The 14,298-nt window shown below is 65.1% G+C and carries 10 protein-coding genes; 3 read left to right on the forward strand and 7 right to left on the reverse strand.

Going from position 1 to position 14,298, the window contains the following annotated elements; translation table 11 throughout:
- Positions 1–122 precede the first annotated feature (122 nt).
- Both AU465_RS01885 and AU465_RS01890 read right to left on the reverse strand, forming a co-directional pair.
- Positions 123–2,285 carry an amylo-alpha-1,6-glucosidase gene (locus tag AU465_RS01885; RefSeq protein WP_192243463.1) on the reverse strand — a complete coding sequence of 721 codons (2,163 nt, stop codon included), beginning with the start codon at positions 2,283–2,285 and terminating at the stop codon, positions 123–125.
- Between the two features lie 42 nt (positions 2,286–2,327).
- Complete coding sequence (locus tag AU465_RS01890; protein ID WP_192243465.1) at positions 2,328–3,386, reverse strand: glycosyltransferase family 4 protein; 1,059 nt, start codon at positions 3,384–3,386, stop codon at positions 2,328–2,330.
- A 437-nt stretch (positions 3,387–3,823) separates the two neighbouring features.
- Between AU465_RS01890 and AU465_RS01895 the strand changes: the two genes are divergently transcribed.
- Genes AU465_RS01895 through AU465_RS01905 form a run of 3 tightly spaced genes read left to right on the forward strand, consistent with a single transcriptional unit; the run spans position 3,824 to position 9,818 of the window.
- Entirely contained in the window at positions 3,824–5,533 is a 1,710-nt protein-coding gene (locus AU465_RS01895) for a thiamine pyrophosphate-binding protein (RefSeq protein WP_192243467.1), read from the forward strand.
- Between the two features lie 20 nt (positions 5,534–5,553).
- Positions 5,554–8,424: a peroxidase family protein gene (locus tag AU465_RS01900; protein WP_192243571.1), complete on the forward strand. Its 2,871-nt coding sequence runs from the start codon at positions 5,554–5,556 to the stop codon at positions 8,422–8,424.
- Positions 8,421–9,818 carry a hypothetical protein gene (locus AU465_RS01905; protein WP_192243469.1) on the forward strand — a complete coding sequence of 466 codons (1,398 nt, stop codon included), beginning with the start codon at positions 8,421–8,423 and terminating at the stop codon, positions 9,816–9,818. The genes AU465_RS01900 and AU465_RS01905 overlap by 4 nt, the downstream gene beginning before the upstream one ends.
- A gap of 61 nt (positions 9,819–9,879) precedes the next feature.
- Here AU465_RS01905 and AU465_RS01910 read toward each other — a convergent pair whose 3' ends face one another.
- Genes AU465_RS01910 through AU465_RS01930 form a run of 5 tightly spaced genes read right to left on the reverse strand, consistent with a single transcriptional unit; the run spans position 9,880 to position 14,270 of the window.
- Positions 9,880–10,650, reverse strand: coding sequence for an L-iditol 2-dehydrogenase (locus AU465_RS01910; RefSeq protein WP_192243471.1), 771 nt, complete (start codon positions 10,648–10,650; stop codon positions 9,880–9,882).
- A 15-nt stretch (positions 10,651–10,665) separates the two neighbouring features.
- Complete coding sequence (locus tag AU465_RS01915) at positions 10,666–11,424, reverse strand: SDR family NAD(P)-dependent oxidoreductase (protein WP_192243473.1); 759 nt, start codon at positions 11,422–11,424, stop codon at positions 10,666–10,668.
- A 32-nt stretch (positions 11,425–11,456) separates the two neighbouring features.
- On the reverse strand, positions 11,457–12,185 hold the full coding sequence (locus AU465_RS01920; RefSeq protein ID WP_192243475.1) for an SDR family oxidoreductase: 729 nt from the start codon (positions 12,183–12,185) through the stop codon (positions 11,457–11,459).
- A 22-nt stretch (positions 12,186–12,207) separates the two neighbouring features.
- Positions 12,208–13,461, reverse strand: coding sequence for a sugar ABC transporter permease (locus tag AU465_RS01925; protein ID WP_192243477.1), 1,254 nt, complete (start codon positions 13,459–13,461; stop codon positions 12,208–12,210).
- Entirely contained in the window at positions 13,458–14,270 is an 813-nt protein-coding gene (locus AU465_RS01930; protein WP_192243479.1) for an ATP-binding cassette domain-containing protein, read from the reverse strand. The genes AU465_RS01925 and AU465_RS01930 overlap by 4 nt, the downstream gene beginning before the upstream one ends.
- Positions 14,271–14,298: the final 28 nt, after the last annotated feature.

Genomic DNA, 14,298 nt, shown 5'->3' on the forward strand with positions numbered 1-14,298 from the left:
CTATTTTGTTTTTCGTTCTTGCCGGCTGCGGACCGGTAGGCCGGTACCAGTTTGCAACGCACAAAGTTGCGATCGGTTCCGACATTTTTCGGTTTCCGGAGGTAACCTTGCCAGCCTTTGTTCTAGGTTCGTACGATAAGCGGGACCATGCCTTCATGCCGGTCGGCAAGGAAGGCAACGACCCGGTCACCGACCCGCTGGAAGGTCAGGTCGATGGATTTGTCGGCGACCGTCAAATGCCGGAGCGTGAGTGTATCGATACCGATCGGCAGCCTCGGGCGCGTGACGTGCAACTCGCCTTGCCATCCATCGATTTCCAGACCGAGGCAGGCCTGCATCAGCATGAAGGTGGAGCCTGCCGACCAGGCCTGCGGCAGGCAGGCGACCGGGTAGGCTATCGGCGCCTCGCCCGGCGCCCGGGTGAAGCCGCAGAACAATTCCGGCAGCCGCATGTTGAAGTGCACGGCCGACTCGAAAGTGCCGCTCATCAGCCGCACCACGCTGTCGCGCTCGCCGTAGCGCACCAGGCCGACGCCGCAGAGCGCGGTGTCGTGCGGCCAGATCGAGCCGTTGTGGTATGACATCGGGTTGAAGAACACCGCGTCGTCGGCGAGCGTCCTCAACCCCCAGCCGGAATGGAAAGAGGCCGAGAGCAGTTGGTCGGCGACCATCTTTGCGCGCTCCGGCTGCGGCAGCCCGACATAGAGGAGATGACCGGCGTTGGACGTGCGGACCTCGCAGGGCTTGCCCTCGCCGTCGATGGCCAGGGCGTAGAAGTTGAGATCGTCTATCCAGAAATCGCGCTCGACGGCAACCCGCATTTCTTCGGCGCGGTTTTCCCAATGCTCGGCCTCGGCATACTCGCCACGGCGGCGCGCCAGCGCCGCGAGCCCCCGGTAGGCGGCAAAGACATAGCCCTGCACCTCGACCAGGGCGATCGGCCCTTTGGGAATACGTCCGTCGGCATGGAAGACCGAGTCGATACTGTCCTTCCAGCCCTGGTTGGCCAGGCCAGACTCTGCGGCGCGCTGGTAAGTCACGAAACCCGTCGCCCGGCTTGCCTCTTCCGTCCATTCGGCGGCCGCCTTGAGCGATGGCCAGAGCGTGTCGATGAAGGCCATGTCGCCGGTGCGGTCGGCATAGGCGCAGGCGAGATGAATGTAGAGCGGGGTCGTGTCGACGCCGCCATAATAGCGGCCGAAGGGAAGCTCGCGCAGCGCCGCCATCTCGCCCTTGCGCGTCTCGTGCATGATCTTGCCCGGCTGGGAATCGATGAAGGGCGAGGTCTCGGTCGCCTGGTGCTCGGCGAGAAAGGCCAGCACGCCGCGCGCCAGACCGGGATTGAGCCACAGCATCTGCAAGCCGGAGATCACGCCGTCGCGGCCGAAGGCCGTCGAGAACCACGGGATGCCGGCATAGGGATAGGGACCGGTCGCGAGCTCTGTGGTGAGCAGAGCGACATCGGCGCGGGCGCGCTCGACCCAGTCGTTGAAGACGCGGCCGGAACTGCGCACCGTGGCGCCATGCCGGCGCTTGGCGCGCATGCCGAAACGCGCGCGGGCCGCGGCGGCGCGGAAGCGGTCGCGCCCGGGCGCGTCGGCGATCTCAGGACCGACCTCGACATACAGCACCTTGCTGCTGCGCTTGGTGACCGCGATCAGGAAGTCGGCGCGATTGTCGTGCAACTGGTCGGGCGCTTGCGAGAAGGAGATGGCCGACAGGCGCGGCAAGCCGTCGAGGCCGTCATAGCCGAGCAGCACCGACGCCTTGTCGGTCCTGGCGACATGGACCGTTCCGCGCCTTGGCCGTGTCGAGCCGCGCACCTCGAACATGTCGCGGAAGTCGGCGGCGAAATGGAGCGAGACGGCAATGGTCGAGTGCTCGCGGCTGTAGTTGGAAAGCGTGATGCGTTCGAACAGCCTGTCCTGCCAGATCAGTCTGACGCGCTCGATGTGGATCGCACCTTGCGGAATGTCGCGGCCGGCGGCGCTCTGAATCGGCAGGTTGGTCAGGTTGCTGGTGAACAGCACATTGTCCTGGCTGAGCGAGGCACCGAGCAGCGACATCTGCCTGCCGCCGACGGTCAGGCGGAATTCGGACAGGACGCGGGTGTCGTCACGAAAGAAACCGTCGCCGGCGCCCCTGATTTCGCCATAGGCGTCCGCGACGACAAAACAGTCGCCCTGCTTGAGCGCAAACAGCCGGTGTGGTTCCCGTGGCGCCGTTTCGTCCAGCGAGGCAAGGGCCACGGCGGGATCGAGCTTGCGCTCGTCGAGTTCCATCATTCGTAACCTCTTTCGCTAGCTGCGCCCCCTAAGGCATATAATTCACGAAGCCTTCACCGCATGAGCACCGATCAGCCGCATATAGGCGGCAAGGTAGTCGCGCGCCATCCTGGTGACAGAAAACCGCTTTTCGAAGACCGCCCTCACCTGCCGACGATCGAGTTCGAGGAGGGCGGGCATCGCAGTGACCGCCTCATCGACGGTATCCACGACGAAGCCGGTCACGCCCTGGTCGATGATCTCCGGCAAGGCGCCGCAATTCCAGGCGATCACCGGCGTGCCGCAGGCCATGGCCTCGATCGGGGCCAGGCCGAACGGCTCCGGCCAGTCGATGGGAAACAGCAGGCCCGCGGCGTTGCCGAGAAACTCGGCCTTCTCGTCTTCCGCGATCTCACCGACATAGTCGACGCGGTCGCCGTCGATGAGCGCCTCGATCTGGTCGTGAAAATAGGCGCGGTCGTCGTCGCCGATCTTGGCCGCCAGCTTCAGCTTCAATCCTGAAAGCCGCGCGATCTCGATCGCGCGATCCGGCCGCTTGTCGCGCGAAAGGCGTCCGAGAAAGGCCAGATAGGGCTCTCCGGCCGGCTTCTCGTAGGTCGGCGGATAGGCGCCGACCGGAATCCCGTGGTGGATCGTCGCCAGCCAATTGGCATCGGGCAATCCCCGTTTTTGGCTGTGCGAGATGGAGATCATCGGAAAGCGCGGAAAGCGCGTGTAGGCCGGCGCCAGGTCGACATAATCGAGCCTGCCATGCGGCGTCGTCACCGTTCGTTCCGCCATATGCTCGAAGAATGGAAAATGCACGAAATGGCTAAGATGGAAGTGGATGACGTCGAACTCGCCGGCTCGGCCGCGCACATCGCAGAGCATCGCCATATGCGCCGCGATCTCCGACTTCTTCGGCCGCGGATCGAGGCGGATCGCCTGGTCGCGGCCGGGCACCAGCCGCGCCGAGGTCTCGCTGTCGCCGCTCGCGAACAGCGTCACATCGTGCCCCAATTCCACCAGCGCCTCGGTGAGATAGGAGACGATCCGCTCCGTGCCGCCATAAAATCTCGGGGGGACGGATTCATAGAGCGGCGCGACATGGGCAATGCGCATGGATTCCCTCAACTGTTGAGGGAAGCAAAATGCATCAGCCGCGAGATCGTTCCTCTCAATCGACCTCGGCCGGCAGCGGAGCGCGAACCGTCCAGGTCCCGATTTCGCCACCGCGCGGACCTCAGAACCAAGGCGACGGGGTCTCTGGAGGCCTGCGAGCGCGCTGAACTAGGCGCAGGATTTGAACCGGGCGCCATCCGGCCGACCGCCATGCACTGATAACCGCGATGTCGCCCCGGGGAAATACTTGGTCTTGCTGCCGCAGGCGTCAACTCCATTTTGCCGCCAGTGTTAGCTGCTTCACAGTCAGTACCCGGCCGGGAGCAGAGATTGTCGGGTCTATTGATTTCATTTCTAAGTATTTTCTGCCCATTCCGCCTCGCGCTATCGGTCCCCTTCGATCGAGCAGGCCGGAAGCGCAATCGGGGGCGATGCGGATGCGGGTCTACGAGGCAATCGTCAAAGCGCTGGAAGGGATCGGCGTCGGCGCCGCATTCGGCGGCGCGGGCGAGAATGCCGCCGGATTGATGCTGGCGCTGAAACACTCCAAGTCGATCCGGCCGGTGATCACCCGGCATGAGCAGGCAGCATCCTTCATGGCCTGCGGCTATGCCATGTTCTCAGGCCGCCTCGGCGTCTGCTTCGCCACCGCCGGCCCCGGCGCGTTCAACCTTTTCTCCGGCCTTGCGGTCGCGATGTCGGATTCCTACCCGGTGCTTGCAATCTCCGGTTACGCCTCGCGCAGATGGACCGGCAAGGGCGCGCTGAACGAGACATCGGGAGTAAGCCGCACGCCGAACTCCCAGGCGATGTTTGCCGCGACGACGAAGAAATCCTTCCTGCTCACCGATGCCTCGAAGACCTGCGACGTGCTGGAAGAAGCCGTCAACATCGCCTTCGAAGGCAGGCCGGGTCCTGTCCACATCCATGTCCCGGAAGACCTCACCGATCACGGCGTCTCGGTCGACAATTTCCGCCCCATCGAGCTGCAGGTGAAGCCTATCCTGCCGGACCCGGCGCGGGTGCGGGACGCGGCCGAAACGCTTGTGGAGGCGCTGGAGAAAGGCAAGAAGGTCTTGGCCCTCATCGGCTTCGGCGCGGTGAAGAGCGGCGCCGGCCACGAGCTGAAGCAGCTCGTCGAGCGTTATCAGATACCCTTCGCGACCACGCTCGACGGCAAGGGCATCATTTCCGAGCGCCATCCGTTGTGCGTCGGCGTCTTCTGCGACAGCGGCCATAGCGCCGCGTGGGAAGCCTTCCTCGAAGCCGACCTCGTTCTCGCTGTCGGCAATTCCTTCGCCCAGCACGCCACCTTCGGTTTCCGCGACGACCTGTTCACGGACCGCAGGCTGATCCACATCAACATCGACATCGGCGAGATCGACAAGGTCTACAAGGCCGACGGCGCCGTCATCGGCGATGCCAGACTGGCGGTCGGCGCGCTGCTCAACAAGATGTCGGACATGCTCGAGCCGAGCACCACGGCAGACCGCGAGGCGACCGATTACAGCGACGAGCACATCCTCCATCTCACCGGCAAGATCCATCCCGGCCAGATGGCGCAGGCGCTATCCAAGCGCCTGCCGGACAATGCCATCGTTCTCGCCGATGCCGGCGCGCATCTCGCTTGGCTCGGCTACTATCTGCAGATCGCGCCGGGCCAGAATTTCCGCAAGCCCGGCGGCTTCGGCCCGATGGCCGGCAACGTCAACGGCGCGCTCGGCGTCAAGCTCGCCCATCCCGAGCGTACGGTGATCGTCGGCTGCGGCGACGGCTGCTATTTGCTTTCGGGCTTCGAGCTGCTCACCGCCGTCCAGTACGACATCCCGGTGATCTGGATCGTCTTCAACAACGCCGAGTTCCAGCTGATCAAGCTCTATCAGCTGCAATCCTATCACGAATACGGATTGGTCGATTTCGGCAATCCCGACTACGTCGCCCACGCCGAGGCCTGCGGCGCGAAGGGTTATCGCGTCGAGACTCTGGAGGAATTCGAAGCCGCGCTCGAGGACGCGCTGGCGCTCGGCAAGCCTGCAATCATCGACGCCCACATCACGCGCCTGGCGCTGCCGCATTACAGCGCCTCGCCCGAGGGCGTGGTCGCGGGCGTCGCCGAAATGATCGCGGGACGCATCCGCTCGAACTGACGAGGAGGCACGTCGTGTTGATGCAAGCAGGCCGGCAGGCAACAGCGATTTGGCGCGAAATACCGCAAGGCTCCGCGGAGGATGAGCGCCTGATGTTCGAGCGGCTGGCGCAGGACATGATGCATGTCCAGCTGAAGACCAAGCGGCGCTCCAAGGCGGCAGGCATCCAGCGCGCTTTCCACACCAAGCCGATCTTCGCCTCGATCGATGCGACGCTGCGCTTCAATGACGATCTTCCCGCTGACTTCCGCGCCGGCTTCGCCCAGCCGGGGAAATCCTATCCGGCGATCGTCCGCTTCTCCAACGCGAACGGCTCGGGCCAGGCCGACTACAAGCCCGACCTGCGTGGCGTGGCGCTGCGCGTCAAGGTCTCGGACGAGGAGCAGCACGACCTGCTCGCCACCAATTTTCCGGTCTCGCATGCCCGCGATGCCACGCAGTTCGTCGCCTTCGCCAAGGCGACCGCCGGCGGTACGGTCGGCAAGATCGTCGGCCTCCTCGGCCTCGCCTTCCGCTTCGGTCCGGCCGAAGTAATCCGCATGCTGAGGAACGTCTCCACGGGGCGCAATCGCAAGGTGCGCAGCGTCGCGTTGGAGACCTTCTGGAGCCGCGGCGCCATACGCTGGGGCGAAACGCTCGCAGTGCGCTATCTGCTGCGGCCGGTGCCGAGCGCAGCACCCGCGCCCGATCCGTCGGATACGGATGCGAGTTATCTGTCGAACGAATTCGCCGCGCGGCTGGCGGTTGGCGCCATCCGCTTCGAGCTATGCGTCCAGCCTTTCCTCGACGAGCGCTCGACGCCGATCGAGGACACGTCGGTCGAGTGGACCGAAACGGTCTCGCCGCCGGTGAAGGTGGCCGAGCTCACCATCACCCAGCCGTCGGCCGGTACCGCCGAAGCCTTCACCAACACGAGGGTGATCGACGAGCTGGCCTTCAACCCGTGGAACACGACCGACGAGTTCCGTCCGCTTGGCAATCTCAATCGGGCGCGCAAGGTCGTCTATGACGCGAGTGCCGCGCATCGGCTGGCCTATCGCTGGCGCACGGAAGCACCGCTGCGCAACCGATTGCTGGGCGCCATCGCGCGCCAGGCCTTCGTCGCTATCAATCGCCGTTTCGAATGGCACAAGCTGCCGCTTCGCCTCAGCCTGCTCAACCTTGACGCCTTCCGCTATGTGCTCAGGCAAAAGAACCTGATCGACACGGAAGTGGTCGAGGCGCCGCCCGAGGCGCGGCCGGAGCCGCAGACGCCGATCCCTGAGGTGGTGCGTCAGACGCGCACCTATGACGGCACCTATAACGACCTCTCGGCGCCGAAGATGGGCGCGGTCGGCGCCACCTTCGGCCGCAACCTGAAACCGGCCTACGCGCCCGACCTGTTCGACACGCCGAATCCGGTCGTCGTCGCGGAAAAACTGCTGCATCGCGAGACGTTCATCCCGGCGCGCTCGCTCAACATCCTCGCCGCAGCCTGGATCCAGTTCCAGGTGCATGACTGGGTCAATCATGCCCGCAATCCGCTCGGCACCAACGACATCGTGGTGCCGCTGCCTTCCGGCATGAAGTGGACGAATTCGGTCGGCGGCAAGCCGGAGCAGGTCATGCGCATTGCCGGCAACCAGGCGCTGGACCGCGGCCCCAGCTGGCCGCCGGTCTATTTCGGCAATGCCGCCTCGCACTGGTGGGACGGATCGGAGGTCTATGGTCCGAACAGCGCCAAGGCGAACATGCTGCGCGAAGGCGCCAAGATCAGGCTGGTCGACAACCACCTGCCCGTCGACATCAAGGGCTTCGAGGTCACCGGCTTCAACGAGAGCTGGTGGCTTGGCCTCAGCGCCATGCACACGCTGTTCGCGCGCGAGCACAATCTGCTCTGCGACGAATTGCGGTCGCGCTACAGGAATTGGGACGACGAGCGCATCTATCAGACGGCGCGGCTGATCGTGTCGGCGCTCATCGCCAAAATCCATACCGTGGAATGGACGCCGGCGATCCTCGCCACGCGGGCGATCGAGGTCGGCTTGTCCAGCAACTGGAATGGCCCGCCGACCAATGACTGGGTGACCAAATTCGGCCTGTGGCTGCTTGACGAGCATGCGTCGACCGGCATCCCGAAGACGATGCCGGACCATCACGCCGCGCCCTATTCGCTGACCGAGGATTTCACCACCGTCTACCGCATGCATCCGCTCTTGCCGGACGACTATTGCTTCTACCACCACCGGTCCGGCGAAAAGATCGCCGAGAAGGGCTTCCTCGACATACAGGGCGCCAACGCCGACGACATCATGCGATCCTTCGGCCTGCGCAACACGCTCTATTCCTTCGGTGTCGCGCATCCCGGCGCGATCGCGCTGCACAACTTCCCAAGATCGTTGCTGAAGCTTGAGCGCGACAAAGAGATCATCGACCTCTCGGTGGTCGACATCGTGCGCACCAGGCGGCGCGGCGTGCCGCGCTACAATGATTTTCGTGCCGGCCTGCACCGGCCACGCATCAGGAGCTTCGAGGAAGTCGCGGCAAGCCCCGAGGACGCGCGGCTGCTCGAGCAGATCTACGACGACGTCGACAAGATCGATACCGTGGTCGGCCTGCTCTCCGAGTCGGCGCCGGCGGGCTTCGGCTTCAGCGACACCGCCTTCCGCATCTTCATCCTGATGGCATCGCGGCGGCTTCAGAGCGACCGCTTCCTCACCGTCGACTACAGGCCGGAGATCTACTCGCCCTTCGGCATCGACTGGATCGCCAACAACGGCATGACCAGTCTGATCCTGCGCCACTGCCCCGACCTCGCCTCGGTGCTGCCAAGGACGCAGAGCGCCTTCGCGCCGTGGCGCCCGATCGTGCCCGCAAGCACCGATCCGGCCATGGCGGGAGCAAAGCCATGACGGCGCCGCTCAAGTCGACCGCGACCGCGAAGGGCAGCATCGCCTCCGGGCTCGATATGCTTTTGAAGCGGCCGCTGGTCGAGACGATCTTCCGCCGCCGCACGCACCGCGTCAGCCAGGGCAGCTCGGTGCTCGCCGGCAGCATGAGTTATCAGTCCGACCAGCCGCGCGAGCCGCTGTCGGAACTCGAGGAGGCGGTGCTGATCGCCATGACCGGCTGCACCGGCCTCACCATGCCCGACCGGCCCTTCCAGGATCCGGCGACGAAGCAGCCGGTCATGGCCAAGCCCAACCTCACCATGGCCGGCCGCACCGCGGGCAGTCCCGACAATGCGCAAGGCACGCACTTCTTCCTGATCAACGACAGCGGCACCTATTTCCTGCGCAAGCTGCCACCGCCCGCCGCCGGCAACACCGCCTTCACGCCCGAGCGGCTGATCGAGCGCGCGCGGGAAGCCAAGGTAAAAATCCTCGATCGCCGGCTCGACGTCGCCGAAGGCCAGCGCGACTTTCCGGCCTATCTCGATTCCAACCGCTTCCTGTCCAACCTGCCGGGCACCACCATCCTGCTGCCGGTCGTCGATCTCTCGCGCCAGTACATCAACGGCATGATGTACCTGCTCACCCAGCCCGATGGCGCGCGGCCCCACATCGTCGACGACCGCAACTTCTATCGCTCGGCCGGCGTCAAGCGCTGGGTCAAGAACGGCTTCCTCAACAAGGACCTGAAGATCCCGCTCGGCGCCATCGGCTCGCTGCGCACGCAGATCGAGGCCGATCTTCTGCTGCAGAACATCTTCCTCGTCGCCGATGCCATGGGGCTGGGCGCCTGGATCCATGGCTCGATCAGCCCGCCGGTGCTTCTCGGCGATCCGAAATTCTCAAAGACCTATGGCGCCATGCTCGGCTTCGACGTGGCGGTGCCGCGCTGGCGGCTCATGGACCTGTTGCGCTGGCATATTCCACTGCCGACATACGCCAATCTGCGTAGCAACCCGATCGGCCTGCGCTTCGAGGGCGAGCACCTGATCAAGGGCATGTCGCCGCCCTACTACGACTCGATGGCGGACGCCGTCGCCGAAGTCGTCGAGGAGAAGTTCGGCAAGAGCGGTCTTTACTCGGACGAGAAGCTTTTTGCCGAAATCTACAAAGGCGATTACGGCCACCGCTATCTCGGCGAGGCGGCGGTCTACACGCAGGACGTCATCGACTGCGTGCGCGACATCTGCACCTACATCTACGAGACGCACGGCCGCTTCCCGGCGCATTGCGACGCCATCCACGTGCCCGGCATCTGGCTGCAGGTTCACCACGTCGATGTCGGCTACTACCAGCGCTTCTTCCGCGACGGCCTGACCGACGCGCATCTCAACCACGCGCGCGACTGGCACTGATCCGGATGGCAGCGCCATAGCGCTCGCCAGCGGTCTCTGGGGCGACCGGGCTTTCGGCCGATCAGCTCATCCAGTTGCCGCCGTCGACATTGAGCGTCTGCGCCACGACGTAGTCGGCATCGCTCGACGCCAGGAAGACGGCCGCGCCCCGATAGTCGTCGGGATCGCCCATGCGGCCTGCCGGCACCGCCAGCCCGACCTGCCGCTTCTTCTCTCCGACCGGCAAGTTTTCGTAGCGCGCGAACAGCGCGTCGACCTGATCCCACATCGGCGTGTCGACCACGCCTGGCGCGATGCCGTTGACGTTGATGCCGTGCTTGATCAGCGCAAGGCCGGCCGATTGCGTGATGCTGATCACCGCAGCCTTGGTCGCGCAGTAGACGGCAACCAGCGCCTCGCCGCGTCGGCCCGCCTGCGAGGCCATGTTGATGATCTTGCCGCGACGCCCTTGCGCGACCATGCGTTTGGCCACCGCCTGCAGCGTGAACAACAGGCCTTTCACATTGACCGAGAATTGAAGGTCGAAGCTCTTTTCCGAGATTTCCAGAAGCGGTCCCATGTCGAAGACGGCGGCATTGTTGACCAGGATGTCGATGCCGCCATGCGTCCTTGTCACCGCATCGACCATCGCCTCTATCGAGGCGAGATCGCGCACGTCGAGCCGGACGGTGGAAGCTTGACCGCCCAACTCTTGAGCCAGCGCGTCCGCCTTGTCGATCGCCATATCGGCGATAACGACATGAGCGCCTTCGGCGGCGAAGCCGCGCACGATGGCCGCCCCGATGCCTTGCGCGCCGCCGGTGACGACGGCGACCTTATCCTTGAGTTTCATGCCGGTTCTCCTGTCTCAGCGGGTAGTATAGCCGCCATCGATGACCAGCACCTCACCGGTCACATAGCTCGAAGCAGGAGAGCACAGGAAAAGTGCGGCCGCGGCAACCTCCTCCGGCTGGCCGACGCGGCCCATCGGCGTCATGCCGCGCCAGATCGGGAACCATTCCGGATTCTCGATGCCGCCGCGCGAAAGGTCCGTTTCGATATAGCCGGGCGCGACGGCGTTGACACGGATGTTCTCGACCGCGACCTCGCTGGCGAGGCTCTTGGTCATCATGTGCACCGCCGCCTTGGAGTTGTTGTAGGCGACCTGGTTCTGCGGAATGTTGGAGACGATGCCGGAGATCGAGCCGACATTGAGGATCGCGCCGCCGCCCTGGCGCCGCATCGGCGCCAGCGCCGCCCTGCAGCAGCGGAAGACGGCATCGACATTGATCGCCATCGTCTGCCGCCAGATGTCCTCCGGATAGTCGCCGCTGTCGCCATGCACGGCGATGCCGGCGCTGTTGACCAGTATATCGAGCCGGCCGGCCTTGGCCAGTGTTTCGGCAACCAACCCGTCCGGCGCCTTTTCGTCCAGCATTTCCGCTGCGAGAAAATCGAAGGCGATACCCGAGAGTGCCTGCCGCGCATCATCCTTCATGGTTCGGCCCGCAACGACGACGCGCGCGCCGGCTTCGCCGAGCGCCTTGGCGATGGCGAGGCCGATGCCGCGCGTGCCGCCGGTCACCAGCGCGACCTTGCCGTCCAGTCGGAAGCGGTCGAGGATCATGATTGCGGCCCCATCATGCGGAGTTGGAAGGCTCAGATGTCGACGCTCTGCGGCAGGATGACGAGGTCGCGGATAGTGATGTTGCGCGGCCGCGTCAGCATGAAGAGCACGGCCTCGGCCACTTCCTTGGCCTCCATGAGGCTGCCGGCGGCCAACGCTTCTTCCATCTTGGCCTTCGGCCAGTCGCTCAGCAGCGCCGTCACCACCGGACCGGGAGCGACCGCGCCGACTCGGATGCCGTGCTTCAGCACCTGGCGGCGAAGCGTATGGACGAAGGCCTGCACGGCGAATTTCGAGGCGGTGTAGATCGGCTCCCAGACCACGGGAACGAAGCCGGCTACCGAACTGGTCACGATGATGTCGCCGCTCTTCCTCTCGATCATATGCGGCAGCACGGCGTGCACCGTGCGGAAGACAGCGTTGATGTTGAGGTTGAGCATCCTGTCCCATTGGTCGGGGTCGCCGGATGCCACCTCGCCGCCGACATAGGCGCCGGCATTGGCATGGAAGATGTCGAGCTTGCCCGCCTTTTCCAGGACCTCGGGCATCATGCGATCGACGCTCGCCGGGTCGAGCAGGTCGGTAACCACCGCTGAAGCATTGTCGCCCAGTTCCGCGACAAGTGCCTTCAGCCGGTCCTCGGCCCGATCGACCAGGACGACCTTGGCGCCGGCGGCGAGCATGGCGCGGGCGCATTCCAGCCCGATGCCGGAGGCAGCACCAGTGATTGCGGCAACCTTGCCGGAGAGACTTTCAGACATTGTGATCCTCTTCGATGAGCCGTCAGGCGCGGCCGTGTGAGACACGCGAGCGGCGGGCGAGAGAATCGACGATGACCGCGATCGCCAGCACGCAGCCGGTGATCATGTACCGGAGCGAGGATGACAGATCGAGCAGCGTCAGGCCGCTTGCGATGGATTGGATGACGATGATGCCGAGCAGCGCCGAATAGGCGCTGCCGCGGCCGCCGAACAGGCTGGTGCCGCCGATGACGGCCGCCGCGATGGCGTTGAGGTTGACGTCGCCGGTGCCGGCCTGCTGGCTGGCGGTTGCCAGGCGTGCCGCCGACAGCAGCCCGCCGGTGGCAGCCAGCGTGGCGCAGAGCGCGAAGGCGCTGGCGTAGATCAGGCGCACATTGATGCCGGCGCGGCGCGCCGCCTCGCGGTTGCCGCCGACCGCGGTCATGGAGCGGCCCCACTGGGTCCGCTTCAGCGCGTAGTTCATCGCCACGACCAGGCCGACGAACAGGGCGAACATCCAGGGCACGCCGCGCGACTGGTTGAGATAGTAGGTCACCAGTTCGAGCGCGACCGTGATCGCGACGGCCTGGAGCAATAGCCCGCCGAACGAGCGCGACGACAATCCGGCGGCCTGGCGGCGCTGCGCCTTGCGGTAGCCGAGCAGCAAAGCGAGCACGCCGGGTACCACCGCTAGCGTGTACGACACCCAATGCGGCATCACCAGCAGCTGGCCGAAATTCACCAGCGGCGAATCGTAGGGCAGGTTGATCGAGCCGGTCGGGCCGAGGATGTAGAGCTGCAGCCCTAGGAAGGCGAGCAGGCCCGAAAGCGTCGACACGAAGCTGGGCATCCCGAGCCGGTTGAGCAGCAGCGCATAGACGCAGCCGGTCACGAACCCGACCGCCATGGCCGCGAGGATGGCAAGCGCGACCGGCCAGCCCCACTGCACCCACAGCACGCCGAGCAGCGCCGAAGCCAGGCCGCTGACGGAGCCGACGGACAGGTCGATCTCGCCCACCATCAGCACGCAGACGATGCCGAGCGAGATGATGCCGACCGTCGAGCAGTCGAACAAAAGATTGACCAGGTTGTTCGGCGACAGGAATACCGGGTTGAGCGTCTGGAAGATCGTGCAGATCAGCACCAGTCCGACGACCACGGGCAGCGATCCCAGATCGCCGGAGCGGACGCGGTCGAGAAAGCCCCTGATGGCGCCCTTCGCGCCGCTGCGGTCCTTCAGCCGCTCGTCGCTGCGATCGAGCAGCGCGCCGGGATTTCGATCGGAAGCCGTCGTCATGGCTGCTCTCCCTGCACCTTCTCGGCTGTACGCCTGCCGCGCCGCGAGACGGCGTTGTCGTCGGCGCCGGTTATCGCGGTCACCAGTTCCTGGTTGGATGCGCCGGGCAGGAAGATGCCGTTGTTGCGGCCGAGCCTCAGCACCACGATGCGGTCGGCGACGGCGCGCACGTCCTCCATGTTGTGGCTGATCATGACGACACCCAGCCCGCGATCCCGCACGCGCTCGATGAGGTTCAGCACCTCGGCCGTCTGCGCGACGCCGAGCGCCGCTGTCGGCTCGTCGAGGAGAATGACCCTCGGCTCCATCAGCAGCGAGCGGGCGATCGCCACCGTCTGCCGCTGCCCGCCCGAGAGCGACGCCACTGGTTCGCGCACGCTGGGGATCCGCGCGGACAATTCCTTGAGCAGGGTCCAGGCGCGGACCTCCATCGAGACTTCGTCGAGGCGAAGGGGATGAAGCTCGCGGCCGAGGAAGATGTTGGCCACGACGTCGAGGTTCTCGCAGAGCGCCAGATCCTGGAAGACTGTCGCGATGCCGAGCTTCAGCGCCGCGGCGGGATTGGCTAGCGTCACCGGCTGGCTATCGAAAGTAATCGAGCCCGAACTCGGCATGTGTGCGCCGGCAAGGATCTTCACCAGCGTCGACTTGCCTGCGCCGTTGTCCCCGACCAGGGCCACGATCTCGCCGGCATTGATGTCGAGATCGACATCGGTGAGGGCCGACACGGCGCCGAAATTCTTCGAGATGCCGCGCAGGCTGAGCACCGGCGGCCGACTTGTCGTGGAGGGCGTATCGGGTATTGCCATGGCCTGTCTCTCTTCCCGCATTTGGTCG

The sequence above is a fragment of the Mesorhizobium silamurunense genome, assembly GCF_014843905.1.
GTDB classification, from domain to species: domain Bacteria; phylum Pseudomonadota; class Alphaproteobacteria; order Rhizobiales; family Rhizobiaceae; genus Mesorhizobium; species Mesorhizobium silamurunense.

Bases quoted from the DNA above. Each gene is read 5' to 3' on its own strand.
- AU465_RS01895 (WP_192243467.1), top strand. From the start codon at position 3,824: ATGCGGGTCTACGAGGCAATCGTCAAAGCGCTGGAAGGGATCGGCGTC.
- AU465_RS01930 (WP_192243479.1), bottom strand. From the start codon at position 14,270: ATGGCAATACCCGATACGCCCTCCACGACAAGTCGGCCGCCGGTGCTC.
- AU465_RS01920 (WP_192243475.1), bottom strand. From the start codon at position 12,185: ATGTCTGAAAGTCTCTCCGGCAAGGTTGCCGCAATCACTGGTGCTGCC.
- AU465_RS01885 (WP_192243463.1), bottom strand. From the start codon at position 2,285: ATGATGGAACTCGACGAGCGCAAGCTCGATCCCGCCGTGGCCCTTGCC.
- AU465_RS01910 (WP_192243471.1), bottom strand. From the start codon at position 10,650: ATGAAACTCAAGGATAAGGTCGCCGTCGTCACCGGCGGCGCGCAAGGC.
- AU465_RS01915 (WP_192243473.1), bottom strand. From the start codon at position 11,424: ATGATCCTCGACCGCTTCCGACTGGACGGCAAGGTCGCGCTGGTGACC.
- AU465_RS01925 (WP_192243477.1), bottom strand. From the start codon at position 13,461: ATGACGACGGCTTCCGATCGAAATCCCGGCGCGCTGCTCGATCGCAGC.
- AU465_RS01905 (WP_192243469.1), top strand. From the start codon at position 8,421: ATGACGGCGCCGCTCAAGTCGACCGCGACCGCGAAGGGCAGCATCGCC.
- AU465_RS01900 (WP_192243571.1), top strand. From the start codon at position 5,554: ATGCAAGCAGGCCGGCAGGCAACAGCGATTTGGCGCGAAATACCGCAA.
- AU465_RS01890 (WP_192243465.1), bottom strand. From the start codon at position 3,386: ATGCGCATTGCCCATGTCGCGCCGCTCTATGAATCCGTCCCCCCGAGA.